This is a genomic window from Ruegeria sp. BB10 (assembly GCF_056535725.1).
In genome coordinates this window covers 3,327,708-3,353,617 of sequence record NZ_JBQFIW010000001.1, presented here as the reverse complement: position 1 = coordinate 3,353,617, position 25,910 = coordinate 3,327,708, and the positions used below count along the sequence as shown (strand labels likewise).

The 25,910-nt window shown below is 58.0% G+C and carries 26 protein-coding genes; 11 read left to right on the top strand and 15 right to left on the bottom strand.

Annotation, left to right across the window (positions count from 1 at the left end; all coding sequences use genetic code 11):
• Positions 1–10: 10 nt before the first annotated feature.
• From ACR3EP_RS17240 to phhA, 5 genes are all read right to left on the bottom strand, one after another.
• Entirely contained in the window at positions 11–2,299 is a 2,289-nt protein-coding gene (locus ACR3EP_RS17240; RefSeq protein WP_480638771.1) for a glycosyl hydrolase family 28-related protein, read from the bottom strand.
• Between the two features lie 134 nt (positions 2,300–2,433).
• Positions 2,434–2,835, bottom strand: a complete 402-nt coding sequence (locus tag ACR3EP_RS17235; protein WP_170361506.1) for a DUF4864 domain-containing protein — start codon at positions 2,833–2,835, stop codon at positions 2,434–2,436.
• 48 nt (positions 2,836–2,883) lie between these two features.
• Positions 2,884–4,458 carry a lysine--tRNA ligase gene (locus tag ACR3EP_RS17230; protein WP_480638770.1) on the bottom strand — a complete coding sequence of 525 codons (1,575 nt, stop codon included), beginning with the start codon at positions 4,456–4,458 and terminating at the stop codon, positions 2,884–2,886.
• Between the two features lie 124 nt (positions 4,459–4,582).
• Entirely contained in the window at positions 4,583–4,936 is a 354-nt protein-coding gene (locus ACR3EP_RS17225) for a 4a-hydroxytetrahydrobiopterin dehydratase (protein WP_480638769.1), read from the bottom strand.
• A gap of 7 nt (positions 4,937–4,943) precedes the next feature.
• Complete coding sequence (gene phhA / locus ACR3EP_RS17220; RefSeq protein WP_480638768.1) at positions 4,944–5,744, bottom strand: phenylalanine 4-monooxygenase; 801 nt, start codon at positions 5,742–5,744, stop codon at positions 4,944–4,946.
• A gap of 109 nt (positions 5,745–5,853) precedes the next feature.
• Between phhA and ACR3EP_RS17215 the strand changes: the two genes are divergently transcribed.
• Entirely contained in the window at positions 5,854–6,321 is a 468-nt protein-coding gene (locus ACR3EP_RS17215; protein WP_480638767.1) for an Lrp/AsnC family transcriptional regulator, read from the top strand.
• 80 nt (positions 6,322–6,401) lie between these two features.
• A complete protein-coding gene (locus tag ACR3EP_RS17210) occupies positions 6,402–6,824 on the top strand; it encodes a tellurite resistance TerB family protein (protein ID WP_170350540.1) in 423 nt (140 codons plus the stop codon).
• Positions 6,825–6,826: 2 nt separating this feature from the next.
• Here ACR3EP_RS17210 and dacB read toward each other — a convergent pair whose 3' ends face one another.
• The 3 genes from dacB to ACR3EP_RS17195 form a co-directional block, all read right to left on the bottom strand.
• Complete coding sequence (gene dacB, locus ACR3EP_RS17205; protein WP_480638766.1) at positions 6,827–8,305, bottom strand: D-alanyl-D-alanine carboxypeptidase/D-alanyl-D-alanine endopeptidase; 1,479 nt, start codon at positions 8,303–8,305, stop codon at positions 6,827–6,829.
• 66 nt (positions 8,306–8,371) lie between these two features.
• Positions 8,372–8,992, bottom strand: coding sequence for a nicotinate-nucleotide adenylyltransferase (locus tag ACR3EP_RS17200; protein ID WP_480638765.1), 621 nt, complete (start codon positions 8,990–8,992; stop codon positions 8,372–8,374).
• A 32-nt stretch (positions 8,993–9,024) separates the two neighbouring features.
• A complete protein-coding gene (locus tag ACR3EP_RS17195; RefSeq protein WP_170397262.1) occupies positions 9,025–9,495 on the bottom strand; it encodes an MOSC domain-containing protein in 471 nt (156 codons plus the stop codon).
• 135 nt (positions 9,496–9,630) lie between these two features.
• Here ACR3EP_RS17195 and ettA point away from each other — a divergent pair, with 135 nt between their 5' ends.
• From ettA to ACR3EP_RS17170, 5 genes are all read left to right on the top strand, one after another.
• Positions 9,631–11,298, top strand: coding sequence for an energy-dependent translational throttle protein EttA (ettA, locus tag ACR3EP_RS17190; protein ID WP_170327107.1), 1,668 nt, complete (start codon positions 9,631–9,633; stop codon positions 11,296–11,298).
• Entirely contained in the window at positions 11,295–12,041 is a 747-nt protein-coding gene (locus ACR3EP_RS17185; protein WP_170361491.1) for a hypothetical protein, read from the top strand. Before ettA ends, ACR3EP_RS17185 begins: the two co-directional genes overlap by 4 nt.
• 146 nt (positions 12,042–12,187) lie before the next feature.
• Entirely contained in the window at positions 12,188–12,625 is a 438-nt protein-coding gene (locus tag ACR3EP_RS17180; RefSeq protein WP_480638764.1) for a hypothetical protein, read from the top strand.
• Positions 12,626–13,152: 527 nt separating this feature from the next.
• Positions 13,153–13,359 (top strand): cold-shock protein, encoded by a 207-nt coding sequence (locus ACR3EP_RS17175; protein WP_170350547.1) that lies wholly within the window; start codon positions 13,153–13,155, stop codon positions 13,357–13,359.
• A gap of 191 nt (positions 13,360–13,550) precedes the next feature.
• Positions 13,551–14,111 carry a L,D-transpeptidase gene (locus ACR3EP_RS17170; protein WP_170350548.1) on the top strand — a complete coding sequence of 187 codons (561 nt, stop codon included), beginning with the start codon at positions 13,551–13,553 and terminating at the stop codon, positions 14,109–14,111.
• Here the strand turns inward: ACR3EP_RS17170 and ACR3EP_RS17165 are convergent, their stop codons facing one another.
• The gene (locus ACR3EP_RS17165) at positions 14,112–14,771 is read right to left on the bottom strand and encodes an arylesterase (protein ID WP_480638763.1); all 660 of its coding nucleotides are present in this window, start codon (positions 14,769–14,771) and stop codon (positions 14,112–14,114) included. It lies immediately after the preceding gene.
• 26 nt (positions 14,772–14,797) lie between these two features.
• Here ACR3EP_RS17165 and ACR3EP_RS17160 point away from each other — a divergent pair, with 26 nt between their 5' ends.
• Positions 14,798–15,493, top strand: a complete 696-nt coding sequence (locus ACR3EP_RS17160; protein ID WP_480638762.1) for an ABC transporter ATP-binding protein — start codon at positions 14,798–14,800, stop codon at positions 15,491–15,493.
• Entirely contained in the window at positions 15,490–18,018 is a 2,529-nt protein-coding gene (locus ACR3EP_RS17155; protein WP_480638761.1) for an ABC transporter permease, read from the top strand. The genes ACR3EP_RS17160 and ACR3EP_RS17155 overlap by 4 nt, the downstream gene beginning before the upstream one ends.
• Before the next feature lie 2 nt (positions 18,019–18,020).
• Here the strand turns inward: ACR3EP_RS17155 and ACR3EP_RS17150 are convergent, their stop codons facing one another.
• Complete coding sequence (locus ACR3EP_RS17150; protein ID WP_170350551.1) at positions 18,021–18,467, bottom strand: RrF2 family transcriptional regulator; 447 nt, start codon at positions 18,465–18,467, stop codon at positions 18,021–18,023.
• A 94-nt stretch (positions 18,468–18,561) separates the two neighbouring features.
• On the opposite strand from ACR3EP_RS17150, the gene ACR3EP_RS17145 reads away from it, so the two are divergent.
• Positions 18,562–19,173 (top strand): gamma-glutamylcyclotransferase family protein, encoded by a 612-nt coding sequence (locus ACR3EP_RS17145; protein ID WP_480638760.1) that lies wholly within the window; start codon positions 18,562–18,564, stop codon positions 19,171–19,173.
• 26 nt (positions 19,174–19,199) lie between these two features.
• On the opposite strand, the gene gltX is transcribed toward ACR3EP_RS17145, so the two are convergent.
• On the bottom strand, positions 19,200–20,525 hold the full coding sequence (gltX, locus tag ACR3EP_RS17140) for a glutamate--tRNA ligase (protein WP_480638759.1): 1,326 nt from the start codon (positions 20,523–20,525) through the stop codon (positions 19,200–19,202).
• Between the two features lie 59 nt (positions 20,526–20,584).
• Positions 20,585–21,019 (bottom strand): DUF1801 domain-containing protein, encoded by a 435-nt coding sequence (locus ACR3EP_RS17135; RefSeq protein ID WP_170397254.1) that lies wholly within the window; start codon positions 21,017–21,019, stop codon positions 20,585–20,587.
• Positions 21,020–21,135: 116 nt separating this feature from the next.
• Between ACR3EP_RS17135 and ACR3EP_RS17130 the strand changes: the two genes are divergently transcribed.
• On the top strand, positions 21,136–22,068 hold the full coding sequence (locus ACR3EP_RS17130; RefSeq protein ID WP_480638758.1) for an MBL fold metallo-hydrolase: 933 nt from the start codon (positions 21,136–21,138) through the stop codon (positions 22,066–22,068).
• 3 nt (positions 22,069–22,071) lie between these two features.
• Here the strand turns inward: ACR3EP_RS17130 and ACR3EP_RS17125 are convergent, their stop codons facing one another.
• The 3 genes from ACR3EP_RS17125 to ACR3EP_RS17115 form a co-directional block, all read right to left on the bottom strand.
• Complete coding sequence (locus ACR3EP_RS17125; protein WP_480638757.1) at positions 22,072–23,400, bottom strand: NAD(P)/FAD-dependent oxidoreductase; 1,329 nt, start codon at positions 23,398–23,400, stop codon at positions 22,072–22,074.
• 160 nt (positions 23,401–23,560) lie between these two features.
• Positions 23,561–23,794, bottom strand: coding sequence for a hypothetical protein (locus ACR3EP_RS17120; RefSeq protein WP_480638756.1), 234 nt, complete (start codon positions 23,792–23,794; stop codon positions 23,561–23,563).
• Between the two features lie 314 nt (positions 23,795–24,108).
• On the bottom strand, positions 24,109–25,767 hold the full coding sequence (locus tag ACR3EP_RS17115; protein ID WP_480638755.1) for an NAD+ synthase: 1,659 nt from the start codon (positions 25,765–25,767) through the stop codon (positions 24,109–24,111).
• Between the last annotated feature and the right edge of the window lie 143 nt (positions 25,768–25,910).

Below are 25,910 nucleotides of genomic sequence, written 5' to 3'. Positions count from 1 at the left end.
ATCCCAGTTGTCAGCTTTCCATACGAATGAGGGTCGAGACTTCTCCGCGGACCGCCTCGGGCCAGCGCAAGTTGATCGCGTTTCTCGACGCACCTTGTTCTAACTGCACATAGGGGGTGGCATAGGACACCGCGCCGAATGTATTTCTCAAAGCTCCCAATGCCGTAACCGCGTCGCAACTACGCGCATAGCCCCCGAAAGGCAGCTCTCCGGCTGTCTGAACGGACCAGGCTTGCGCCGCAGTTCCTTGCGTATGCGTGACCCGCAATGGGTTCGCAACTTTTTGGTCAACGCCGTGAAAGGTATTGTTTTCAAACATCACATTGCGATGCGCATAGTTGTTCATACTGGCAAATGAAGTGTCCACCCGTTCCACCCGCGTGATACCACCGCTTGTTGCGCGGAACTTATTTCCGGTCACGATCACACCGTTCAGGAAGTGTCCTGCACCATGGGGACGAACAATGAGGTAAGTGAACCAGGGCGGGGCCTCGCTGGAATAGAAAATATTGTCGGTAATGGCCATCGAGCTGAAGGAAAACCCGGTTGTGTAAACCGGATCTGCGTCCCGTTCGTTGGTCCACAGGATCGAGCAATTGTCGATATAGTTCCCCGAGATTGTCGAGCTGTTGTAAGTGCCGATCATAACCAACCCAGGGCTGCGCACACCTTGTGGAATGCTGTCGCCCTGAAAAAAGTGATTGCCGAGGATCATATTGTTGGTGCCACCCAAAACTGCAAAATGGCGGAACCGTACGGCCCGGTTGTGGCGCAGTTTGACGTCGTTGGCCGTCGCGTTCAGCGCGATTGACGAACGGTCTAGAACATTAAAGGATTCTTCGGTGGACAAGAACTGACACGTGTCGATCAACATGCCCTGACATCCGGTGCCAATAGACGTGATCCCGCGATCTTTGGGGCGGCTGACAAAACAGTTCGCCAATGCAAAAGTGCTGCCTGACGGGGCCAGACGGATCGCGCTGCTGCGGCCGTTACATTGGAATTCGATCTGCTCCATTCCAAATTTGCGCAGCGTGCTGAAACCGCTGAAATCCAGCAGGTACTTGAAGGACAGGAACGTGAATGTCTGCGTACCAGACGCATCGTAGAGTGGCGCGCTGAGCGTGATTTCACCCGCGCCGTCGTTCTTCGAACGCACGTAAATCTCGCGGCCGACCCCGCTCCCCTGTACCAGACAACCAACCGGAATATTGGCCACATTCGCCACGTTTACCAACCGGGTGGGATCGTTCGGGTTGTAGGTCGCGACCGATGTAAAGGTTTCGGTATCCCAGGCCGTACTGCTTTTGACGTCGAACTGTCCGTTGCGGATCACACGGCGCGTTGAGAATCCGGTTTGCCGGTTCGGAACAGCAGCGGCCATATCGATGGGCTCGGTTACCGATACCTTGCGCCCACCCATATCCAGCGATTCATGGTCAGAATTGTTCAACAACGCCTGAAACGCCTTTTTAAAGGCCCGCATTTCATCACCAAACGCATTGATATAGGTCGGCAGATCAAAATTCTTGGTCAGCAGCAGCATCTTGTCATCCGGCATCGTTACGGTGCCTTCAAATTCGATCTCGGATGCCACCGACGTGTTTTGCGCCAGCAGATAGGTCCCCTCGGGCACGAAAATGCGACGACCATTCGCAGCCTGATCCGCGGCCTCGAACGCAGCTGAGTCATCCGTCACGCCATCCCCGACCGCGCCGAAATCGCGGACATCGACCAGACTGATGAGATTGCGAAGGAACACACCGGTGACATCCGAGATCTCGATATCATCTACCCGGATCACCGCCCCATTTGCGCCGTCGATATCCAGACCGAAATGCCCGTAAAGGGCTTGTACACCCCATGGCATATCCACGCCAGGGCGTTGACCGGTGCCGACAATGGCCGTGATCTCGTGCACAGTGCCATAGCCCGAAAGCTGCGTGGCCGGGCCTTGCTCGACCACACCGGTAACCTGAACATCCCCGGCACCGCCAGCCCATCCGGCGATACGTACCTCGGGCAGCGGGCCGCTGATGGCTTTGACCCGAGCCTTGATTTGCAGGTAACAGCCCGGCAGCAACGGCGTCTGCCCCATGTAACGCAGGCGCTGGGTGGTGCTGACTTTCAGGATTTCCAGACAGCCCGCAAAATCCGCATCCGCCGGAACAAATGCGCCGGTGCCCGATCCGTCATAGGTAGGCGAGCCGGGCGTCCCGTCGCCGCTGGACCACACATTCAAACCATTTGCGAAAGCAGGCGGCGTGAACACGATACCGTCGGTGATTGCCTTGTTCATAGAAATCCCTTTCCCAATCGCGCAGCATCAGCGCGCATAAACCCAGTGCCCGGAGACACACGCCCCGAACGCAAAAGCCTGAGTACCGAAAAGGAATTAACCGCCGCTCATATCACCGTGACGGTGGTGTTGCATCAAGCTGCCGGATCAGAATTGCCCAGCAGTTGCACGCCATTGATCTTCCAACCGTTGTCCATCTGCACCATCTGATAGTCCAGGATATGCACCCTGCCAGCGTCATCAGTGATCATGACCTTTTGCCACAGCGCCCCGGCCACCTCGCGCAATTCCAGAAAACGAACCTCCGCCGGACGCCAGACCATCGGATAGCCGCGCCTTACCATGACGCCGAAATTCTCGGGCGTTTGAAACAGTTGCTGGATATTGGGGCTGGCAAAGGTAAAGGCGGTGGCAAAATCATCAGCCTCAAACGCCTTAATCTGCGCCGCGATGTTTTTCTCGATCTCGGCGCTTTGGGCAAACGCGCCCGAGGCCAAACCGGCGCTGAGGGATAGTGCAAGCAGTATTCGACGCATGGGGCCACCTCCTGTTGAAAGAGTAGCCCCACGCGGTATCAGGTCAAATCAGACCAGCTCACCGGCCAACGCCTTATCGATCAGCGCGATCGTTTCCGGCACGCCGTACAGCGCGATAAAGCCGCCAAAACGTGGGCCCTGCGAGGCGCCCAGCAACACCTCATACAGCGCAGTAAACCAACCCCGCATGGGATCGAACCGCTCTCGCCCGATCGAATAAACCACCGATTGCAGCGCTTCATCCTCAATGGGGCCGTCATAAGCTTCCAACGCAGTTTTCAGTGCCTCCAACGCTTCACGTTCCTGATCCGTCGGGGCGCGGTGCTGACGTGTTGGTTTGACGAAATCGTTGAAATAGCGCACGGCAAAGCCAGCCGCCTGATCCAAATCCGGATGCGTTTCAGCGGTCGCCTCAGGCGCATAGCGGCGAATGAACCCCCACAACGCCTCTTTATCCTCAGCCCCCGAAACGGACGCGAGGTTCAACAACATCGCAAACGGCACCATCAGCGTGGATGCAGGAACATCACCACCATGGATATGCCAGACGGGGTTGTTCAACTGCGCCTTCAGCTCCTGCCCCGGATAGGCTCGCAGCTGTTGATGATACTCATCCACTGCCTTCGGGATTACGTCAAAATACAGCCGCTTGGCCGTTTTCGGTTTCTGAAACATGAAGTACGACAGGCTTTCAGGCGCGGCATAGGTCAGCCATTCCTCCATCGACAAGCCATTGCCCTTCGATTTGGAAATCTTCTGGCCCTGCTCGTCGTTGAACAGCTCATAGCTCAGTGCCTCGGGTGGCTTCTGGCCCAGCGCTCCGCAAATCTTGGACGACTGCGTGACCGAGTCGATCAGGTCCTTGCCCGACATCTCATAGTCCACACCCAGAGCAGCCCAGCGCATCGCCCAATCCGGCTTCCACTGCATCTTGACGTTACCGCCTGTGACCGGGATTTCGACCTTCTCGCCGTCAGGTTCCTGATAGACGATCGTGCCCCTAGCGACATTGCGCTCCAGCGTCGGCACCTGCAGCACGTGCCCGGTTTTCGGGCTGATCGGCAGGAAGCACGAATAGGTCTCGCGCCGTTCCGGCCCAAGCGTCGGCAGCATGATCTCTTGAATTTTGTCGAAGCGCTCCAACGCGATCAACAGCATCTCATCAAACCGACCGCTGGTGTAGTAATCCGTGGCCGAGGCGAACTCGTACTCGAACCCGAAACTGTCCAGGAAATCGCACAGCATCGCATTGTTGTGCTGGGCAAACCCGGCATGGGTGCCAAACGGATCGCGCACCTTGGTCAGCGGCAGATGCAGGTCTTCTTTCAGCTCTTCCTGCATTGGCACGTTGGTTGGCACCTTGCGGAAACCGTCCATGTCGTCCGAGAAACAGATCAGCTTGGTCGGGATGTCACTGATTTGTTCAAAGGCGTGACGGACCATCGAGGTCCGTGCAACCTCGCCAAATGTACCGATATGCGGCAGACCCGACGGGCCATAGCCGGTCTGAAACAGCACGTATCCCTTTACCGGAGCCGCTTTCTGATAGCGTTTGAGCACCCGGCGCGCCTCTTCGAAAGGCCAGGCCTTGGACGCAATCGCGGTTTCACGCAGTTCAGACATTTTTAGACAAGCTCCATCGGGGAAAACAGCGCCGGTCACCCTATGCAACCGACCGGACCCTCCTATTGTGCCGGTGCAGCATGAGTCAATAAAGCGCTGGTTTTTTCCTGTATGGAAGGCTGATCTATATGGTCAACTGGTCCAGTTTGGCCGCCCAGATGAAATCATTCTCGCTTAGACCACCAATTTCATGCGTGGTCAGTCTGACATCCACATAACCCCAGCCAAAGGTGACATCCGGGTGGTGCCCCTGCTGATCGGCGAGCCACGCGCAAAGATTGGCCAGATAGGTCGCCTTGGCGAACCCTTTGAACTTGTAGTGACGGCTCAGTTCTTTCGCATCAGCGTCCAGATGCCAATCGGGCGAAAGCTCCGCCATGTGCGTGTTCGCCTCATCCCGCGTCAAAGCTGGAACGCCACCTGAACAGGGCACACAGGTTCGGTCCGATAGGCTGCAGGTTTCTCCTGTTAGTGTCATGATCCGTTCACTCCGCTGCGGTTGCCTTTTCCGGGAACTTGTTTGGCAACAATCCCAGGAATTGTGCCTGTCGCACGTCTGCCAGCAAATCGCGGTCGGCGGCGGCAAAAAGTTCCTCGGGTGAGTTTAGCACGAAATAGCCCATCTGGTGCATATCGATCCGATAAGGCGTGCGCAGGATCGTCAGCACATCGAACGGATCCCGATCAGGAATGCCGCTTTCGACGGCATAGACAAGCTCTGTCGGCGAGGACGCCAACCCCGACCCCAACGCCTTGATCACACCATCCTGACGACGCAACCCAAATTCGATCGAAAACCAATACAGTCGGATCAGCCAGGCATAGTCCTTGTCATCAGCCTGCACGCCTGCCTTACCGATGGCATGGCTGAACGCCGCAAAGCGTGGATCGCTCAGCAGCGGGGTATGACCGAAAATTTCATGAAAAATATCCGGTTCCTCAATGTAATCGAAATCCTCGCGTGACCGAATAAAGGACGCAGCGGGAAACACCTTATCTGCCAGCATGCCAAAGAATGTCTTGAACCCGATAAGCGCTGGCACAGGCTGAACCCGCCAGCCGGTCATGTCCAACAGCCGTTCCGAGATATCCGCGCAAGAAGGCACGCGGGTCTTTGGCAAGTCGAGCCTTTCCAACCCTTCAAGATACTCTCGCGCCATATAACGCTGTACGTTCTCTGCTTGCGCAGCATAGAGGTCAGCCCAAACGGCGTCCTCTTCTTCTGTATAGGCGATATGGCCGCGTTCATCGGCCACTTTGGCGATGTATTTGGTCGACTTTGGCATCTGCATTCCCTCCGCAGGAAAAGTATAGCCACGCGATTTGAAGGTTTTGATTTGGACAATCGATGGTTTCGGATTATTTTGGCAAATATATATCGAAAGGTGACAATTTGTGAAACAAACCATCCAACCTGCTGATATCGCCATCCTGCAAGAGCTGCAGACCAACGGCCGCCTGTCTATGCAAGAACTTGCCGACCGAACCGGTCTTTCCGCCTCGCAATGTTGGCGGCGCGTACGCGATCTTGAGGCATCCGGGGTGGTATCAGGCTACATTGCGCAGGTGCGGGCCAAATCGGTCGGGCTGGACGCCATTGCCTATGTTCACGTCGCATTGCGCGATCACCAAGAGGACAGCATCAACTCATTCCTGCGATTGGTCGAAACCGAGCCGCAAATCGTCGAATGCGCCTCAATCACCGGGGACCACGACTTTATCCTAAAGGTTTATGCCAAGACGCCCGAGGACCTTGAACATTTCATCATGCAACGGCTGCTGAAATCCGGCCTTGTCCGCGACACGCGCAGCAATTTTGTGCTGCGCCAGACCAAAACGCGCGGCCCGTTGCCCATTCTCTGATCGGTCAGGGGCAAAATCCGTTGAACCTGCCCGCCAGCCCTCCTATCGTGCGAGCGCAAAAGCCCAATCAGGACGACACCATGACCGAACAAGTACCCCACCCGATGTCCCCACAGGATTGCCTGGTTGCGATCATGGTCGCGGTCTCTGCATCGGATGAAACCATTCGCACGGCCGAGCTGGTCAAGATCGAAGGCGCCGTCAACATGTTACCTGTCTTTGCCGAATACGATATCGACCGCACGCGCCGTGTATCTCAGACGGTGTTCGACCTGTTCGAGCAAGAAGACGGGCTGGATGCACTTTTCGGCCTGATCCGCGATAACCTTCCCGAGCGGCTGAATGAAACGGCCTATGCGCTGGCTTGCGATGTGGCTGCTGCGGACGGGTCGCTTGCGGAAACCGAACTGCGCCTGCTGGAAGAAATCCGCTACGAGCTGAGCATTGACCGTCTGCACGCCGCAGCGATCGAGCGAGGCGCACGGGCGCGCCACACGACCTGATCCTAGCTGCCCTGTAACGTTCCCCAACGTTCGATCAACGCGCGTTGCAGCTTGCGCGACCTGTTGTTCCAGCTGCGCGCGCCTTCCGGACGCTCGCGCAGCGCACGGGGAATGGTCGCGCGGTGATCAACGTCAGCGGTAAAGATGGCAAAAGCCAATTCGGAGCCATCCGGTGCAGTTATGAAGCCGCCCAATCCCGACACGAAATTCAGCGTCCCGGTCTTTGCGTCTACTTTGATCGGGTGATCCTTGACCGGCCGTCCCTGACGGTCCGCCAGGGTAAATTTCTTGAGCAAGGGCCGCAGCGCGCCATCTTTGCGCGCCACCACCAGCGCGGTAACCAAATCCGCGGGTGCAACGCGCGACGCATCGCCAAGCCCCGAATGATCCACCATCGCAATCCCGGTCACACCATAGGTCTCGACCGCCCAGCGATTCATTTCAGCGGCGGAATCGGCGAGGCTTTGCATATTTGCTCCGCGGGCTTTCGAAGCCGTCATGCCGACCATTTCCGCCGTTATGTTGGTCGAGTATTTCAGCATACCGCGCAGAATACTTTCCAGCGGATCACTCTGATGCACCACCAAAACAGTGCCCTGCGGGGGCTGCCGCGTGATCTGTACGCGCCCCAGCACAATGCCATTTGCCCGCGCCAGAGTACGGAATACATCCCCCGCATAAAGCGCAGGTTTGCGAACGGGCAGCCAACGTGCGCCACCATTGCCCAGCGCACCGCGGGCAACGGTCCAGCGATCCTGCCGCGCACTTGGCTGATAGGTGTATATCGGCAAACTGCGCTTTTCGACCTGCATCGACGCCATATCCACAGACGGAGTATATCGGGCGGTGCGCGCATCCATACTCACGTCATAACTGGCACCAGCGCGCTTCCATTCGAAATGGACGCGATTGAAATTGAGTGAGATGCCGCTGATGGCCGGGCTGTAACCCAGGTGATCCGGCTGCCCGGGGTCAATGCTAAACACATAGGGCAACGCTCCGTCATAGACCTTGAAGGCCCCGCGCACCTCGGTGATTCCGGCCTCGCGCAGATTGGCGGCCATCGTGGCCAGATCATCTGTGTCCAGCAACGGGTCGCCGCCCCCGACAAGGATCAGGTCACCATTCAACACGCCATTCTCAATCGGCCCATCCGCCATCAACGCGGTTTCAAACCGATAATCCGCGCCCAGAACATCCAGCGCATAAAGCGCGGTCAGCGCTTTGGCGACACTGGCGGGCGGCAAGCCTTGATCGCCGCCAAACGCCTCAACCTGCGTACCGGTCTCTGCATCAGCGACTGCAAACACAACCTCTCCGCGCAACCCGGCGGACTGGATAAGGCGCTCTGCCCCGCTGGGCAGGTCCCCCCGCAGCTGCGGTCGCAAGGATTGAACAGGCGCGTCGGCCAACGCTGAGCCCGACGCAATAGAGGCCCCTAGGCCCGCAAGAAACAAACGACGCGAAATACGATCAACCATGGGTCAATTAAAATCCCAGAGATCACAGGCAAACAACCACTGAATGTGATTATGCCCGCATGGGGGCTATTCAGGCAACACCCCTCCATCCCAGCCACCGCGTGTGCGAATCTCGGTCGAGCTGACATCGACCATCGGTACATTCACGAAACACCACGCCGGTGCCTGCGCCCGCCCCAGCAAATGCCGCGCTTGGCCGTCAATGCGATATTGAGCGTAAAGCCGCGCCGCAGGCGACATCCGTGCCGAGATCCGATCCCCCGGCCGTGCGACAACCCCCACCGGCACGCTGTCCATGATCAGCCGCCAATCCTTCCAGCGATGAAACTGCGCCAGATTGTCCGCGCCCATCAGCCAGACAAACCGCACCTGCGGATAAAGTTTTTGCAAGGCCGCCAGCGTATCCGCCGTCGCCCGCGTCCCGGTCAGCGCCTCGATATCCGTCACCTCGACCTTGGGGTGCTGCGTGACGTCCCGCGCAGCCTTGATGCGCCGCTGTAGCGGGGCAGGTCCACGCGCCTTTAACGGATTGCCCGGAGACACCAGCCACCAAACCCGATCCAGCCCAAACGCCTTCATCGCTTCAAGCGAGACATGCACGTGGCCGCGATGCGGTGGATCAAAAGACCCGCCGAACAGACCAACGACCTGGCCAGGCCGTGCATATGGAATATCGCTTCGCAACATCCTTTGCTGATGTTCAGAACTGAAGCGGCTTGTCAATCAACCGGTTGCACCAGATCGCCCAGCCGGACCCGTCCGGACCTGATGACCTCGGCGCACCATCCCCCGTGCCCACGCACGGCGGAATAGCCGCCCTTGCCCAGCGCCTCCTCCATCCGGCTGCACGGCGCGCAGATGATTGTAAAGCGCAATATAGCCCCGCCAACCTGCACCTCACGCCCCTTGAGCGCCGCCAGATTGATCCCCGACACGACCAAGTTGCGCCGTAGGATGTCGGCGGCAATCGGCCCTTGCCCCAAATAGGAACCAATCGCCGCCAGATGTTCTTGCTGGATCAGAGTCACAGCCCTTTTGCCAGCGCGACCCCGGTCGCCCTCTAGGCCGTCGGCTGAAATCATAATATTATCAACCGCGCGCATTTCTTTGCAGCGCTCAGGTCGCAATCCAATCCAATCGACACAACCCGGCTTGGCCCAGCCAGCTATCAATTCCGCCAAATTCGACATTTTAGCTCCCACTCAGCGAATAGATCTAACTAAATTCGACGCCATTAGAAATTCACAAAACCACCAGCTTGCCCCGCCCGCCCCGCTTAGATATCTAGCGTTTCAACCCAATTTCCCCGACCCAAAGGACGCGACATGGCCGCCTATCAATATGTCTACCACATGCAGGGTGTCTCAAAGACCTATCCCGGTGGCAAGAAGTGCTTTGAAAACATCCACCTGAGCTTTCTGCCTGGCGTGAAAATCGGTGTTGTCGGCGTCAATGGCGCGGGTAAATCGACGCTGATGAAGATCATGGCCGGCCTCGACACCGATTTCACTGGTGAGGCTTGGGCGGCTGAGGGCGCCAAGGTTGGCTACCTGCCGCAGGAACCGCAGTTGGATGAATCGCTGTCAGTCCGCGAAAATGTCATGCTGGGCGTGGCCGCGAAAAAGGCCAAAGTCGACCGGTTTAACGAGATCGCCATGGAGATCGCCGAGAATTACTCGGACGAGCTGATGGAGGAAATGACCACCCTGCAAGACGCGATCGATGCGGAAAACCTGTGGGATCTCGACAGCCAGATCGACGTCTCGATGGAGGCGCTGCGTTGCCCGCCGGACGACGCCAACATCGCCAACCTCTCGGGTGGTGAGAAACGCCGCGTGGCGCTGTGCAAACTGCTGCTCGAAGCGCCCGACATGCTGCTGCTCGACGAACCGACCAATCACCTGGACGCCGAGACAATCGCATGGCTGCAACAGCACCTGATCGACTACAAGGGCACCATTCTGATCGTCACCCACGACCGGTATTTTCTGGATGATATCACCGGCTGGATCCTCGAACTCGACCGTGGCCGCGGCATTCCTTACGAAGGCAACTATTCCGCGTGGCTGGAACAAAAGGCCAAACGGTTGGAGCAAGAAGCGCGCGAAGACAAGTCCAAGCAGAAGACCCTGCAGCGCGAGCTGGAATGGATGCGTCAGGGCCAGAAGGCCCGTCAGGCCAAATCCAAAGCCCGGATCAACGCCTATAACGAACTGGCCGAACAGTCCGAACGCGAAAAGCTTACCCGCGCCCAGATCGTCATACCCAACGGCCAGCGCCTTGGTGGCAAGGTGATTGAGGTCGAAGGCCTGTCGAAACACATGGGCGACAAGCAACTGATCGAAGGTCTGGACTTTGCCCTGCCCCCCGGCGGCATTGTCGGCGTCATCGGCCCCAACGGCGCCGGTAAATCGACCCTGTTCAAGATGCTCACCGGTCAGGAACAGCCCGACAGCGGCACCATCACGCTAGGCGACACGGTTGAGCTGTCTTATGTCGACCAGTCCCGCGACGACCTGAAAGACAACGACACCGTGTGGGAGGCGATCACCGGCGGTGCCGAGATCATCCAGTTGGGCGACGCGCAGGTCAATTCCCGCGCCTATTGCTCGTCCTTCAACTTCAAGGGCGGCGACCAGCAGAAGAAAGTCTCGCTGCTGTCCGGGGGTGAGCGAAACCGCGTCCACATGGCCCGTCTGTTGAAAGAGGGTGGCAACGTCCTGCTGCTGGACGAACCGACCAACGATCTGGATGTCGAAACCCTGCGAGCGCTAGAAGACGCCCTGGTCGATTTCGCCGGCTGCGCGGTGGTCATCAGCCACGACCGTTTTTTCCTGGACCGTATCTGTACGCATATACTGGCCTTCGAAGGTGATGCCCATGTGGAATGGTTCGAGGGCAACTTCGAAGATTACGAAGAGGACAAGAAGCGTCGTTTGGGACCAGATGCGCTGGAGCCCAAGCGGTTGAAGCACAAAAAGTTTGCGCGATGAACGGTTTCATCGAAGCACGTATAGACAAATGGATGCGCAGCGTACGCAAAAGGCTGGCCCCCCGGCGTTTGAAGCGCATCCCGCAAAACGCGCCGGAAAATTGCGTCATCGTCGCCAGCAATGGCCGGTCAGGTAGCACAATGACCTTTCTGGCCCTTGCGGATTCGCTAAGGGACGTTGATAGGGAAGCTGCGAAAAAATCGAACTTCATCGCCCGGCTGGACGACGCAACATTTCACGCGCCTTGCGTGTACAAGACACACGATTACCCTCAGCCCCTCTCTTCATGGCCCGAGAACACTCGGGTCGTTTTTTGTTTTGGGTCTGCTAAGGATTCCGCGTTTTCCGTCTATTCCGCGCTGGACAGATACGGTGCAGATTGGATCGACCTGCATTTTCATCACCTGCATGCCACCGGTACCTATGACGAACTGTTTCAGCGCGATGTGCTGCAGCAGGCGCGGCAGATCAAGGAATGGGTGACATATGAAGACGTCCCTGTTCTGTGCGTTCACTATGACGCGCTTTGGGAATATCAGGAAACCATCTCGCGCTTTACCGGATTGGACTTCAGGCCCCCTGAACGGCGCGAGCGTGTGCCAAAGGACATTCCGGCAGAACTCAAAGCTGCAGCCGATCTTGTTTACGATCCGATCGACGAAGTGATCGAACACCTGCCACGGTGTTTTGTTGCGTCAAAACAATACCGAATGACTGTCGAAGAGCTACCGATTTCCAACTGAAGACCGCAGATCAAAGCACCCTGACTGGATGTTCGACGATGCATCACCCAGGTCAGACCAGCTTGGCAATTGGAAAAAAGTGGGTCAGGTTGCAACTGTTGGTCACATCACAGCCGCAGCAGACGAGTAACAAAAGGACAATATTTGTGAGAGTGCTTTTCTCAAAGGGGCTTGTTTTCATATCCAAGCCACGCTGTGGTTCCACATCAATCCGCAGACATCTGGGCCCTTTTCTTTCAAAGGATGACGGTGATTTTGCTGTCGATGTGGCCAAAACGGTCGAGCATTTTCACCCGCATGATACGGCGCCCTATGTCAAAGCAAAGCTGGCAGAGTTGTACCCGGATCACCCAAAGCTGACCTATTTCATGACCATCCGTAATCCGGTTGATATGCTCTGGTCATATTATCGGTTTTTCGACCTGATGCTGATTGTCTCTACAACTATCAATCCGATTGGAATGAAAACTCGACAATCGACTTTGAAGAATGGATTCAATTCGGCAAAGTTGGCAGGAACCCTGCCTGGCAGGAACTTGCGCCCAAATGGATCTCGACCCAGAACCTTCCCCCGCTCAGCCTAGAGGCACATGCCATCGACCGCGCAGGCGTCAACCACGTCAAAAACGTGTTTCAGCTTGAAAACACTGAGAAACTGAACAGGTGGCTAACCAGCAAGCTGGAAAATCGCAGATTCCCAGCTTTGTCCGAGGCTTGGCGGTCTCGCAGACTTAAGCCACTTTCCAGCGCCAAGAACAAACAAAAGGCGCTTCCACACGTTAATCAATCGGATGGGGTTGGAAAGGCCGCAAGTGATCAACGACCCGTTGTTCTGTCAGACCAAAGTCTGAAGGCGATCCGAACAATGTTTCCTGAGGAAAGCAAGATTTACAAGATTTGACTCGCCCTTAACCGAACGGCCAATTGCCTACTGAAGGATATTGCCTTCAGCACTCTCTTGCCCTGCGCTTGTGCAAATGTCATATCTGACGGGCACACGTTTTTCTATTTCGACCTACTGTCTCCTTCTACGGCGCTCAGTCTATCGATACAGACAACGACGCCGGGCTGCCGCAACACCGTGGGCAGCACTAAACAGGAGACAACGGATATGCCCGCAGGCACCGTAAAATGGTTCAACACCACCAAAGGCTATGGCTTTATCGCACCCGAAGATGGCGGCAAAGACATCTTCGTACACATCTCAGCTGTCGAGCGTTCGGGTCTGACCGGCCTGGCCGACAATCAGAAAGTCACGTACGAGCTGCGCTCGGGTCGTGACGGCCGCGAAAGCGCCGACGACATTCAGTTGGCGTAAGTCAATGAAAGGGCAGAGCATTTCTCTGCCCTTTTCCTTACTGGACGACCACTTTTGCGTTTGACCACCGTCCGCAAGTGTGTCCCGGCGAATACATCACAAACAGGTTACTTCTCTCCGGCGATTGACCAGATCGGCTATCATTCCGACATTAGGGTCAAGATTTTTGTGTTTTGTTGAAGAGAGCTGCCATGTTCACGCGCCGTACTTTCCTGACAGCAACTGCTGCCACCAGCCTTTTGCCCGGTGTTGCAATCGCAAAGCAAAAAGCTGTCGAATACGATCCCACGCCGCAATACGTGCGGATCAAGAAAGAGTTTTTGCCGGGTCAGTTGCTTGTCGTTCCCCGGTCCTTCTACCTCTACTACGTTACCGAACCGCGCAAGGCGGTCCGCTATGGGTGCGGGGTGGGTAAAGCGGGGTTGGAATTCACCGGCACCGCCACGATCGACGTCAAGAAGGAGTGGCCGACCTGGCGCCCGACTGATGAGATGATCGAACGCGAACCCGTCACCTATGCCAAGTTCAAGGACAATGACTATGTCCAACCTGGTGGAGGCGACAATCCATTGGGGGCGCGGGCGCTGTATTTGTTCCAGAACGGTGTCGATACCTATTTCCGCATTCACGGCACCACGCAGCCGCAAACCATTGGGCGGGCAGCATCCAACGGCTGTATTCGCATGCTAAATTCACATGTGGTCGATCTGTATGAACGTGTGCCCATCGGCACCGTGGTCACTGTCGTCTGATCACTGCCGGGTGGCGTTCACAAGCTCCAACACGTAAGGACCTAGGTTCTCAACGATCAAGGACACACCTGCGGCATTCGGATGAATGCCATCTGATTGCATGTAGTTGCGGGCGGCGTCGGGATCGCCCCCGGCTGTCAGCCCAGCAAAGAAACTGGGCGCATAACCCGTTTCATACGCTGTCGCCAAGTCGGGATAGATCGCGTCAAACGCTTCTTTGTAGTCCGCCCCATAATTCCCCGGCGCTTGCATGCCGACCAGCAGGATATCGACCTCCGAGCTGTCTGCCACTTTTACAATTGCCTCAAGATTACTGCGCGACACTGCCGGATCGATCCCCCGCAGCAGATCATTACCGCCTAGCGCCACGATCATACCATCCACGTCCGGCGTCAAAGTCCAGCCCACGCGCGCGGCGCCTCCGGCTGTGGTATCGCCGGATACACCGGCGTTGATCAGGCGTACATCCGCGCCTTGTGCCGTCAACCACCGGTCCAACTGCGGTACAAACCCGTCCTCTTCCGGCAACCCATAGCCTTGTGTCAGGGAATCGCCTAAGGCTGCGATTACGACCTGTTCGGCTGTGGCCCCAAAACCGCAGCAAACAAATATCACCGACATCAAAGCCTTGCGCACCATCAGAACCGCTCCATATCCCATTTGACCGCCTTCATTTGGAAAGACCTATGACGACACCTGTTCTTTCGCTCCAAAATGCCGCTTTGTCGCTGGATGGCAATGCCGGGCGGGTCAATATCCTACATGACATATCCCTGACCGTAGCCAAAGGCGAGACACTGGGGCTGGTGGGGCCGTCCGGGTCGGGCAAATCCTCGTTGTTGATGCTGATGGGCGGGCTGGAACTGGCGACGGCGGGCAAGATCACCGCCCTTGGCAACGATCTGACAGAAATGGACGAAGACGCCTTGGCCCGTTTCCGGCGGGACACGATGGGGGTGGTGTTTCAGAACTTCCACCTTATCCCGACCATGACCGCGCTGGAAAACGTGGCCACGCCGCTGGAACTGGCCGGCCACAGGGATGCGTTCGACAGCGCCGAGGCCGAACTGGAAGCGGTCGGCCTGTCCCATCGGCGCGATCATTACCCGGCGCAATTGTCGGGGGGTGAACAACAACGGGTGGCGCTAGCCCGGGCATCGGCCCCGCGACCGCAGATATTGCTGGCGGATGAACCCACGGGAAATCTGGACGATGCAACTGGTGCCGCCATTGTCGATCTTCTGTTTGGTCTGCGTGACAAACACGGCGCAACACTGGTTCTGGTCACGCACAGCCACAGTCTGGCGCGCAAGTGCGACAGGGTCGTGCGGTTGCGAGACGGAACGATTGCCGAAGACGTTCAGCAAGAGGCCGCGGAATGAGCCTGCGGCTGGCTGGCCGTCTGGCCCGGCGCGAGCTGCGCGGCGGCCTGCGCGGTTTTCGGGTGTTTCTGGCCTGTCTTGCGCTGGGTGTTGCCGCCATCGCCGCCGTTGGATCGGTGCGTCAGGCCATCCAGACGGGACTTGCCCAGGAAGGCGCTGCGCTTCTGGGTGGCGATGCCCAATTGGAATTCACCTACCGCTTCGCCAATGAGGATGAGCGTGACTGGATGGAACAGACCGCAACGGCTGTGTCTGAAGTGGTCGACTTCCGCTCTATGGCCGTAGTCCAGCAAGGCGAGGAAGCCCAGCGCGCGCTGACCCAGGTGAAATCGGTGGATGCGGCTTATCCGTTGTTGGGCACACCCGTGCTGGACCCTGACCAAACGCTATCCGCCGCTCTGGATGGTGATCAGAACCTGCCCGGAGCGGTCATGGATCCGGTGCTGATGGATCGGTTAGGTCTGTCCGTCGGAGACCGCTTTTCCCTTGGTACGCAAGAGTTTGCCCTGACCGCCGCCCTGATTCACGAGCCGGACGGGGCTGCCGACGGGTTCGGATTGGGGCCGCGTACTTTGGTACGAACCGAAGATTTACAGGCGTCGGGCCTTTTGGCGCCGGGGACGTTGTTTTCCACCAAATACCGGCTGGCTTTGCCACCCGATACTGACCTTGCGGCCTTGTCCACCACAGCACAGCAAAGTTTCGACAGTACCGGTATGCGCTGGACCGATGCCCGCAATGGCGCTCCGGGGATCGCGGAATTCGTCGCCCGCCTCAGCGCCTTTCTGGTTCTTGTGGGACTGTCGGGTCTGGCGGTTGGCGGTATTGGCGTCTCTGCCGCCGTCCGGGCCTATCTGAGGCAAAAGACCGAAACCATCGCCACGCTGCGCACTTTAGGGGCGGATCGCGCGACGATTTTGCAAACCTACATGATCCAGATCGGTGTGTTGTCCGGTATTGGCATCCTTATAGGCATAACATTGGGTGGGCTACTTCCCCTGCTACTGGCCCCGCTGATCGAAAGCCAATTACCTGTCCCGGCGGTCTTCTCGCTTTATACGCGTCCGCTGGCCGAGGCCGCGCTATACGGGGTTCTGACAGCCTTCCTGTTCACCCTCTGGCCCCTGGCCCGCACCGAAGAAGTGCGCGCCGCGACCCTGTTCCGCGATGCGTTGTCTTCGGCCCGCGCCCTCCCGCGCCCGGTATTCATCCTCGCGACTGGCATCGGGCTGGTCCTGCTGGTCGCATCAGCATCCTGGTTCAGCGGTTCGGCACGTCTGACACTCTGGACCAGCGGAGGGCTGGTCGGCGCGCTGCTTGTGCTGTCTCTGTCGGCTTTGGCAATCCGCAAGTTTGCCCGTTTCGGTGCCAAACCAGCACGTGGTCGCCCGGCCCTGCGATGGGCCTTATCGGCCATCTCGGACCCGCGCGAAGGGGCTGCGTCGGTCGTGCTGTCCTTGGGGCTGGGGCTTTCGGTACTAGCCGCCGTTGGCCAGATTGAAGGAACCCTGCGCAATGCTATCGCAGGCAATTTGCCGGACGTGGCGCCATCCTATTTCTTCGTCGACATTCAAAAAGACCAGATGCCCGGTTTTACCGAACGGCTGAACGCTGACCCGGCTGTCACCCGTGTTGAAAGCGCACCGATGCTGCGGGGGATCATCACCCAGATCAACGGACGCCCTGCCCGTGAGGTAGCTGGCGACCACTGGGTTCTAGACGGTGATCGGGGCGTGACCTATTCCGCCGCTCGGCCACAAAACACCCGCGTCACGGCAGGCGAATGGTGGCCGGATGACTATTCCGGTTCACCGCAGGTCAGTTTCGCGGCAGAAGAGGCCGAGGAAATGGGCCTGTCCCTAGGCGACGAGTTGACCGTAAATATCCTTGGCCGGGACATCACCGCCGAAATCACCTCACTACGCGAGGTCGATTTTTCAACCGCCGGCATCGGCTTTATCATGTCGATGAACCCTTCGGCGCTGACCGGAGCCCCACACAGCTTTATCGCTACCGTCTATGCCGAAGAACAGGCCGAGGCTGCCATTCTGCGCGATCTGGCCGGGCAATATCCGAACATCACCGCGATCCGGGTGCGTGATGCGATTGATCGTGTCTCGGGCCTGCTGGCCGGGCTGGCGGCGGCGACCTCCTATGGAGCGGGTGTGTCTTTGCTGACCGGTTTCTTGGTCCTGATCGGGGCCGCCGCAGCAGGCGAAACCGCGCGCCGCTACGAATCTGCGATCCTCAAGACATTGGGCGCAGACCGGCGGCGCATCTTGCTCAGCTTTGCGCTGCGTTCGATCTTGCTGGGCGCGGCCGCCGGATGTGTCGCCCTGCTGACCGGGATATTAGGAGGTTGGGCCGTGGCCACATACATCTTTGACACCGGGTTCACGGTCATCTGGAGTTCAGCCCTGGGTATCGTGCTGGCTGGAATCCTTGTGACACTGGGCGCAGGTCTGGTCTTTGCCCTGCGCCCACTGGCGGTACGCCCGGCCAGCATTCTGCGCGCCGCTGACTAGGATCAGCGCACGCAGGCCACCGGTTGCAGGATTTGCAAAAGCTGTTCGTTGTCACAGACCAGCGCATCCAGCGTGATCTCGTCCAGCGAGGCATAGAAAACCTCGGCAGCGTCGCTAAGCGCCACCCGCAAGCGACACGCATCGGTCAGTGGACAAGTATTGTCGGCATCGGCAAAACACTCAGCGATCGGCAAAGCGCCCTCGACATGGCGAAAAACCGACCCGACGCGAATTTCGTCAGCTGGGCGCGCCAGAGACATACCGCCATTGCGACCACGCTGGGTGCTCAGGTAATTTAGCTGGCTCAATTGATTGATCACCTGTGCCAGATGGTTTTCCGAGATATTGCACACATCCGCAATCTCGGCCTTTGTCACCAATCGATCCTGATGCGCCGCACAATACATCAAAAGGCGCACTGCTATGTTTGTCCGTTTGGTAATCCGCATGTTGGCCTCCCAAATTTCAAGGTGGGACCTTATTGCATGTCTGGCAAAAAAGCGGTTTGACATACATCAATCGCTTAGAAGGACATGTAGGCGCATGGCGGACCCTTATTTCTTTGGCTATGGCAGCCTTGTGAACCTTTCGACCCATGATTTCCCCGATCCGCACCCGGCCCGGTTAAAGGGATGGCGGCGCGCCTGGCGCCATACCGATCTGCGCCCGGTGGCCTTTCTGACCGCAGTGCCGGACCCGGATTGTGAGATTGAGGGGATGATAGCCCATGTCCCGAAAAACGACTGGGCGGCGCTGGATGAACGGGAGTGGGCCTATGATCGGGTTCCAGCCACGCAGGCGGTGACACACTCTCTGACACATGACGTTGAAATTGCCGTCTATGCGGTGCCGCATGACCGTCATACCGCACCCAGCAACCACCACCCGCTGATACTCAGTTATATAGACGTGGTTGTGCAGGGTTATCTGCGTGCCTTCGGACCCGATGGAGTGGATCGGTTTTTTGCAACCACCGATGGTTGGGACGCGCCAATCCTGAATGATCGCGCAGAACCTCGGTATCCGCGCCATCAGCAACTAAAACCGGCAGAGACCGAATTGGTGGATGATCGTTTGCAACAGGTTTCGGCACAAGTGCTGCAGACCGGCCAACAAAAAAAGGCAGGCGGTTTGCCTGCCTCATTCGTGTTCTAGGCTGATTAACACCGGATCAGGTACATTCACCCGCGCGCGCGAATCACCTGCAGCAACGGCAGCAAGGTCGCCATTTCCGGGCCCCGCTCCATGCCGGTCAGCGCCTTGCGCAACGGCATGAAAAGGCCCTTGCCCTTGCGGCCGGTGGCCTCTTTCACCGCCTTGGTCCATGCGCCCCATGTTTCACCATCGAAAGGCCCTTCGGGTAGCAGCGCAACGGCTTCGGCGATAAACTCACGGTCCTCATCCGCGATCAAGGGTTCAGCCCCGTCGCGGCACAGCTCCCACCAGCCTTTCAGATCGGCCAGGGTGGTGATGTTTTCGCGCGCCATCGACCAGAACTGCTCGGCCAAGTCGGCTGGAACGCCTGCGTCGGCAACGGCGTCGGCCACATCGGCCAGCGGCAGCGATTGCAGGTGCTTCGCCGTCAGCGGGAACAGGTCCTGCACGTCGAACTTGGTTGGTGCAGCCCCGAAACGGTTTACATCGAATCCTTCGATCAGTTCAGCCATGTCCGAACGCAACTCAACCGGATCGGACGAGCCCAGACGCGCCATCAGGCTCAGCAGAGCCATTGGTTGCACACCCTGTTCACGCAGATCGCGCAGGGCCAGCGTGCCCAGACGCTTGGACAAAGCCTCACCCTGCGGGCCGGTCAGCAGCGAGTGGTGCGCAAAGCGTGGGCAAGTGCCGCCCAGTGCCTCGATGATCTGAATCTGCGTCGCGGTGTTGGTCACGTGGTCCGAGCCGCGCACAACGTCAGTAACGCCCATTTCGGTGTCATCCACCACTGACGCGATCGTATACAATACCTGACCGTCCCCCCGGATCAGCACCGGGTCAGACACCGAGGCCGCATCGATTGAGATGTCGCCCAGAATGCCATCGGTCCATTCGATCCGCTCATGATCCAGCTTGAACCGCCAGACACCATTACCACGCTCAGCCCGCAACGCGTCTTTCTCAGCCTCAGAAAGGTTCAGCGCGGCGCGGTCATAAACTGGCGGCTTGCCCATGTTCAGCTGTTTCTTGCGCTTCAGGTCCAGCTCGGTCGGCGTTTCAAACGCCTCATAAAACCGTCCCATCTCACGCAGTTTGTCCGCAGCTTCGGCATAACGGTCCAGCCGTTCGGACTGGCGCTCGACCCGGTCCCAATGCAGACCCAACCATTCCAGATCCTGCTTGATGGCGTCGACATATTCTTCCTTCGACCGCTCGGGATCGGTGTCGTCGATACGTAGGATAAACGTACCACCTGCCTTACGGGCGATCAGATAGTTCATCAAGGCGGTGCGCAGGTTGCCCACATGGATATAACCGGTGGGCGACGGGGCAAAACGGGTGGTGGTCATGGAGTTCTCCTGTTGGCGCGGCTCATGTCACAAAGGCGCGTTTTTGTCCAGCAGGGGTTTCAGGTCGGCTGTACCGGCCAGTGCCGATCAAGGTCCTTCAACCCGGCGCGGATCAGCTCGGAGAGCACATCCAGATCAATATCCGCCAGCTTGTTCACATAAAGGCAGGATTTGCCCAGTTTGTGTTTGCCCAGGCGCGTCAGGATATCCCCGAAATCCGCATAACCGGGCATGATATAGATCGACAGCGCGGATTTACGTGGGGAAAACCCGGTGGCCAGAAAATCACCCTCGCGCCCGGATTTATATCGGTAATGGTATCGTCCGTACCCGATCATCGACGCCCCCCACATAACAGGTGCAAATCCCGTCGCGTTGCGGAATACTGCATCCAGTACCCGTGCCTCCTCGGCTTTTCGCGTTGGCTGTACCGCCGAAAGGAAACTCTCAACGCTTTGCCCTGTTGGGACGGTTTTGTTTACAGATCGCGCCATGAACAAAATTTAACACGTAATGTTCAACCACACAGCCCATGTCTTGGGTGTATAGAGTGGCAAGTGACCCTCTCCGCCCTACCTAACATCCTGATATTCTGACAGGGAGATCGAAAATGACCATCAAATTGACTCGCCGCGCGGCCATGGGAGCCGCAGCAGCATTGCCATTCGCATCCGCCGCCGCCCCGGTTTTGGCCGCCGGGACCGAGACCAAGGCCAATTCAACCATCGCCAAATCCTTGAAGTTGGGCGACTTCACCGTCACCACATTGTTGGACGGTAGCCTGCCCCGTGACGGCGCCAAGGATATCTTTGGCGGCGGCGCTTCGGACGAGGATTTCGCCAAGGTCTCAGCCGACAACTTCATCTCGCCCGAGGTGGCGCAGTTCTTTTTTACCCCAACACTGGTCAATACCGGGTCTGAGCTGGTTCTGTTCGACACTGGCCTGGGTCAGGGCGGCATTCAGGCCGCGCTGGCGGATGCGGGCGTGACCCCAGATCAGATCAATACCGTTGTGATCACCCATATGCATCCCGACCATATCGGCGGTATGACCACGAACGACGCGCCGACCTTCCCGAATGCGCGCTATGTCACTGCATCGCCTGAATATGATTTCTGGGCCGCGCAAGACGCAGGCAACCGCGTCGGCGATCTGGTCGCAGCCAAAGTGACACCGCTGGCCGAAAAGATGACCTTTGTCGAAGACGGGGGCGAGGTTGCATCGGGCATCACCGCAGTCGCAGCCTATGGGCATACTCCGGGTCACACAGTTTACCACTTGGAAAGCAACGGGCAACGTCTGGTGCTGACCGCTGATTTGGCCAATCACTATGTCTGGTCATTTGCCCACCCGGAATGGGAGGTGCGCTTTGACATGGACAAGGCGGCAGCCACTGCATCCCGGCGCAATGTGCTGGGCATGCTGGCCGCCGACAAGGTGCCTATGATCGGCTATCACATGCCGTTCCCGGCGGCTGGCTTTGTCGAAACGCGCGGTGACGGGTTCCGCTTTGTCCCGGTCAGCTATCAGATGATGGGCTAAGCCCTAGTATCCAGGGTCCGGCCGCACCATTGAGCCATCCGTGAAACGGGACAGGCGAAAAGCGGCCGGATCGACGCAAGGCGTGGTTTCGGCGACCAGGTCAGCCATCAGACGGCCTGCTGCGGGGCCGATACCAAACCCGTGACCGGAAAAACCGGTTGCAATATACATTCCCGCCATCTCATCCACCCCCGAGATTACCGGCACCGCATCCGGTGTTACATCGATCATGCCCGCCCAGCTTTGTACAATCTCGGCCTGTTCAAGCGCCGGAAACGCATTGCGTGCTTTGGCCCATGCCTTGCGCAACACTTTTAACGACGGCTCGGGGTCCAGCACACGGTATTTTTCGAACGGCGTCACATCGGTTGGCAGCCAGGTCTGATCCTGCTGCGCCTCGGTGCGCCAGCGGCCCGACAATCGAAAGCGCAAAGACCGCCATTCCTGTTTAAAGGCAGGCAGGAACTGTCGGCCCAGACGAAAGCTATCGGGCACGATATCAACCGTATTCTCACGACCGGACGCGATGCTATAGCCGCCATCGGCACGCTTTCGCATTGCGAATTCATCCGCCCAAAGCGCTGTTTCAGGACCCTCGACAGGTGACGTGCGCAGAACCGTGTTCAGTACCTTCAGTTGCGGCAGATCAATCCCGGCATTCCCGGCAAACAGACGTGACCACGCACCACCGGCCAGAACCACATAATTACATGCCACCCGACCACGCTCGGTGAACACACCAGAAACGCGGCCATCCCTAAGATCGACACTGCGCACTGCGCAATTGGTCATCAGCACCGCCCCACGGTCCCGCGCCGCCTCGGCGATGGCGGGTGCGGCCCATTGCGGCTCGGCCCGACCGTCCTGCGGCATAAAAAGGGCGCAATCAAAATCCGCTGCAGTATCAGGCAGCATCGCGTCCAACTCACCCCCGGCCACCAATCTGGCACCGGTTTGCAACCCGTCGACATGGCGTAGCCAGCGTTCCAGATTTCCGCTGCTGCGTTTGCCCGAGGCGCCAAACAGGATGCCTGCACGGGTATAACCTGTCTTGCGGCCGGTCCGCTGATCCAGTCCTTGCCACAGGTGCAGCGCCTCGACCATCAACGGGATTTCCCGCGGGTCGCGCATACCCAGACGCACCCATCCCCAGTTGCGCGAGCTTTGCTCGCCCGCGATCTGCCCCTTTTCACACAGCAGCACCGAAGCACCGCGTTCAGACAGTTCCAACGCGGTGGACGCGCCGATTATGCCGCCGCCGATGACAACGACATCCACGGTTTTGGGCAAGTGCAAATCAGGTTCGACGGGGGTTGGCTTGGGGCCGGGCATCAACCGCTCTTATTTCATGGCTCGAACCGCTATGAAGGCCCAGAGCGAGCGCACAGGCAACGTGCCTTGTGCCGCAGGGGTGATGATTTTCAAAAGTTGTGGCGAACACGCCAATAGGCGCGAGAAAACACGCGCCATTCCGTCCGGATTCAACTGGAAATTAAGCCGCGCCGCGCAACTCTGCCAATTTCTGGCGCAGGGTCGCCCCCAACCCGCTGTCTTTCGTCTCGACCTCTTCATCCATCTCGGCCTGATGAGGCAGTTCAGGAAAGACGGTCGGTGCTTTTGTGGATTTCACCTCAGGCTCGGGGTCTTCGGGCTCATCCTCGCGAAGAAGATCCGCGATGGCAGAATCCAACTTAGCTTCGTCCAGAACCCGCGCCTCGGACTCCATTGATTTGTACCTCAACGGCGGGTGAAGCGGTTTGTCATATCCCTCATACATAATAACACCAAATCGTTAACTCAGACATCCAACACCAAGTGCGCCACAATTCGATACTTTCGAAATAAGGTCACACCGCCCCAGATGGGGCGTGAATTAAGCTAAAATGTGGCAAAAAAATGTCTCAATTTCAAGCCATCTATTCCAAGAGAGGCTGGAAAATTAGAGTGTTATCGGAAAATTTGAAACAATGCTCACCCCTCTGGGCAAACTAGCCTAGCGAAGGAGACAATCATTTATTCCTTAGTTGGTTCCAGAGCAGTTCAGCCTTTGTCCCGCCAGCGATTCACAATCGGATAGCGGCGATCCAGCCAGAAAGCCCGATGTGTCAACCGAGTTCCGGGGGCGGACTGAAAGCGTTTGTATTCGCTGATATAGATCAGATGCTCGACCCGCCGCGCATCAGCCTCGTCAAATCCGGCAGCGACACAATCGGCGATCGAGCCTTCACGATCGACCAGAATATCCAGAAGGGCATCCAAAACCGGATAGTCGGGCAGGCTGTCGCTGTCCTTTTGGTCCTCACGCAGTTCGGCACTGGGCGGTTTGTCGATGACCGAAGGGCGGATCACCACACCTGCGGGCCCCATCATCCAGTCGCGATGGTTTGCATTGCGCCAGCGGCAGGTCTCGAACACACGGGTTTTGTACAAATCCTTGATCGGGTTATAGCCGCCGTTCATGTCGCCGTAGATGGTGGCATATCCCACCGCGACCTCGGATTTGTTGCCTGTGGTCAAAAGCATCTCACCAAACTTGTTCGAGATCGCCATCAACAGCAATCCGCGCAAGCGGGATTGGATGTTCTCTTCGGTCAAATCCGCATCACGCCCAGTAAACAGCGGGGCCAAGGTCTCGGTCACGGCTGCCCTGCTGTCCGAGATCGGCACATAGTCATAGTGAACGCCCAACGCCTTGGCGACGGCTTCGGCATCGTCCAACGACGCCTGACTGGTGTATTCCGAAGGCAGCATCACACAGCGAACATTCTCAGCGCCAATGGCATCCACTGCGATAGCCGCGACCAAGGCAGAATCAACGCCGCCCGACAAACCCAGCAGCGCTTTTTTGAACCCGGTCTTGCCCATATAGTCGCGCAAGGATTGCACCATGGTGCGATAGTCCTGCTCCCATTCGTCGGGCTGCGGCACGATTTCAGCGGGCACGATGCGCCAGCCATCATCGCCACGCTCCAGATCGATCTGCGTCACGGCCTCGTCAAAGACAGGCATCCGAAACGCCAGCTCTCCGCCCGGGTTCAGGCCAAACGTGGCCCCGTCGAATACCTGATCGTCCTGACCGCCAACCATGTTCAGATAGATCAGCGGCAGGCCAGTCTCGACCACGCGGGCCACCATATGGTTCAGGCGCACGTCGTATTTGTTGCGGAAATACGGCGAACCATTGGGGATCAGCAGAAACTCGGCCCCGGTTTCCTCAAGCGTTTCGGCCACGTCCGGATGCCAGCTGTCTTCGCAGATCGGGCTGCCGATGCGGGTGTTGCCAACCGCATAAGGCCCGCCCAAAGGCCCGGCATCGTACAGGCGCACTTCGTCGAACACGGTTTCATTGGGCAAATGATGTTTCAACGACTTGCTGCTGATCCGCCCGTTCTTGAGGATCAGGTACGCATTAAAAAGATTGCCATCTTCTGCCCAAGGTCCGCCAATCGCCACCGCAGGGCCATCGGCGCATTGTTTGGCCAGATCCACGACCGCCGCCATCGCCGCCCGGTGGAACGCAGGCTTCATCACCAGGTCCTGCGTGTTGTAGCCGGTGATGAACATCTCGGGGAACGCCACCAGATCGGCCCCGGCCTCGCGCCCCTGCTTCCACGCGGCCAACGCCTTGGCAGCGTTACCGTCGATATCCCCCACGGTGGGATTGAGTTGCGCCAGAGTGATACGGAAACGGTCGGCCATTGTGCCCTCTTGCCCTCGTCAGTCTTACAGCCATTTAGCAGATCATTGCGCAAGTAAAAGGCAAATGCGGCAAAACCCGTTGCTCTGCCCCCACCGGTACCTTAGTTTTGCGCAAAAGGATGAACACTGGGCAGGCAGGACAG

Bases quoted from the DNA above. Each gene is read 5' to 3' on its own strand.
- dacB (WP_480638766.1), bottom strand. From the start codon at position 8,305: ATGGTTGATCGTATTTCGCGTCGTTTGTTTCTTGCGGGCCTAGGGGCC.
- ACR3EP_RS17225 (WP_480638769.1), bottom strand. From the start codon at position 4,936: ATGACACTAACAGGAGAAACCTGCAGCCTATCGGACCGAACCTGTGTG.
- ACR3EP_RS17160 (WP_480638762.1), top strand. From the start codon at position 14,798: ATGACGACACCTGTTCTTTCGCTCCAAAATGCCGCTTTGTCGCTGGAT.
- phhA (WP_480638768.1), bottom strand. From the start codon at position 5,744: ATGCCAAAGTCGACCAAATACATCGCCAAAGTGGCCGATGAACGCGGC.
- ACR3EP_RS17165 (WP_480638763.1), bottom strand. From the start codon at position 14,771: ATGGGATATGGAGCGGTTCTGATGGTGCGCAAGGCTTTGATGTCGGTG.
- ACR3EP_RS17170 (WP_170350548.1), top strand. From the start codon at position 13,551: ATGTTCACGCGCCGTACTTTCCTGACAGCAACTGCTGCCACCAGCCTT.
- ACR3EP_RS17175 (WP_170350547.1), top strand. From the start codon at position 13,153: ATGCCCGCAGGCACCGTAAAATGGTTCAACACCACCAAAGGCTATGGC.
- ACR3EP_RS17200 (WP_480638765.1), bottom strand. From the start codon at position 8,992: ATGTTGCGAAGCGATATTCCATATGCACGGCCTGGCCAGGTCGTTGGT.
- ACR3EP_RS17125 (WP_480638757.1), bottom strand. From the start codon at position 23,400: ATGCCCGGCCCCAAGCCAACCCCCGTCGAACCTGATTTGCACTTGCCC.
- ACR3EP_RS17130 (WP_480638758.1), top strand. From the start codon at position 21,136: ATGACCATCAAATTGACTCGCCGCGCGGCCATGGGAGCCGCAGCAGCA.
- ettA (WP_170327107.1), top strand. From the start codon at position 9,631: ATGGCCGCCTATCAATATGTCTACCACATGCAGGGTGTCTCAAAGACC.
- ACR3EP_RS17150 (WP_170350551.1), bottom strand. From the start codon at position 18,467: ATGCGGATTACCAAACGGACAAACATAGCAGTGCGCCTTTTGATGTAT.
- ACR3EP_RS17145 (WP_480638760.1), top strand. From the start codon at position 18,562: ATGGCGGACCCTTATTTCTTTGGCTATGGCAGCCTTGTGAACCTTTCG.
- ACR3EP_RS17120 (WP_480638756.1), bottom strand. From the start codon at position 23,794: ATGGAGTCCGAGGCGCGGGTTCTGGACGAAGCTAAGTTGGATTCTGCC.
- ACR3EP_RS17210 (WP_170350540.1), top strand. From the start codon at position 6,402: ATGACCGAACAAGTACCCCACCCGATGTCCCCACAGGATTGCCTGGTT.
- ACR3EP_RS17185 (WP_170361491.1), top strand. From the start codon at position 11,295: ATGAACGGTTTCATCGAAGCACGTATAGACAAATGGATGCGCAGCGTA.
- ACR3EP_RS17235 (WP_170361506.1), bottom strand. From the start codon at position 2,835: ATGCGTCGAATACTGCTTGCACTATCCCTCAGCGCCGGTTTGGCCTCG.
- ACR3EP_RS17230 (WP_480638770.1), bottom strand. From the start codon at position 4,458: ATGTCTGAACTGCGTGAAACCGCGATTGCGTCCAAGGCCTGGCCTTTC.
- ACR3EP_RS17155 (WP_480638761.1), top strand. From the start codon at position 15,490: ATGAGCCTGCGGCTGGCTGGCCGTCTGGCCCGGCGCGAGCTGCGCGGC.
- ACR3EP_RS17115 (WP_480638755.1), bottom strand. From the start codon at position 25,767: ATGGCCGACCGTTTCCGTATCACTCTGGCGCAACTCAATCCCACCGTG.
- ACR3EP_RS17135 (WP_170397254.1), bottom strand. From the start codon at position 21,019: ATGGCGCGATCTGTAAACAAAACCGTCCCAACAGGGCAAAGCGTTGAG.
- gltX (WP_480638759.1), bottom strand. From the start codon at position 20,525: ATGACCACCACCCGTTTTGCCCCGTCGCCCACCGGTTATATCCATGTG.
- ACR3EP_RS17195 (WP_170397262.1), bottom strand. From the start codon at position 9,495: ATGTCGAATTTGGCGGAATTGATAGCTGGCTGGGCCAAGCCGGGTTGT.
- ACR3EP_RS17240 (WP_480638771.1), bottom strand. From the start codon at position 2,299: ATGAACAAGGCAATCACCGACGGTATCGTGTTCACGCCGCCTGCTTTC.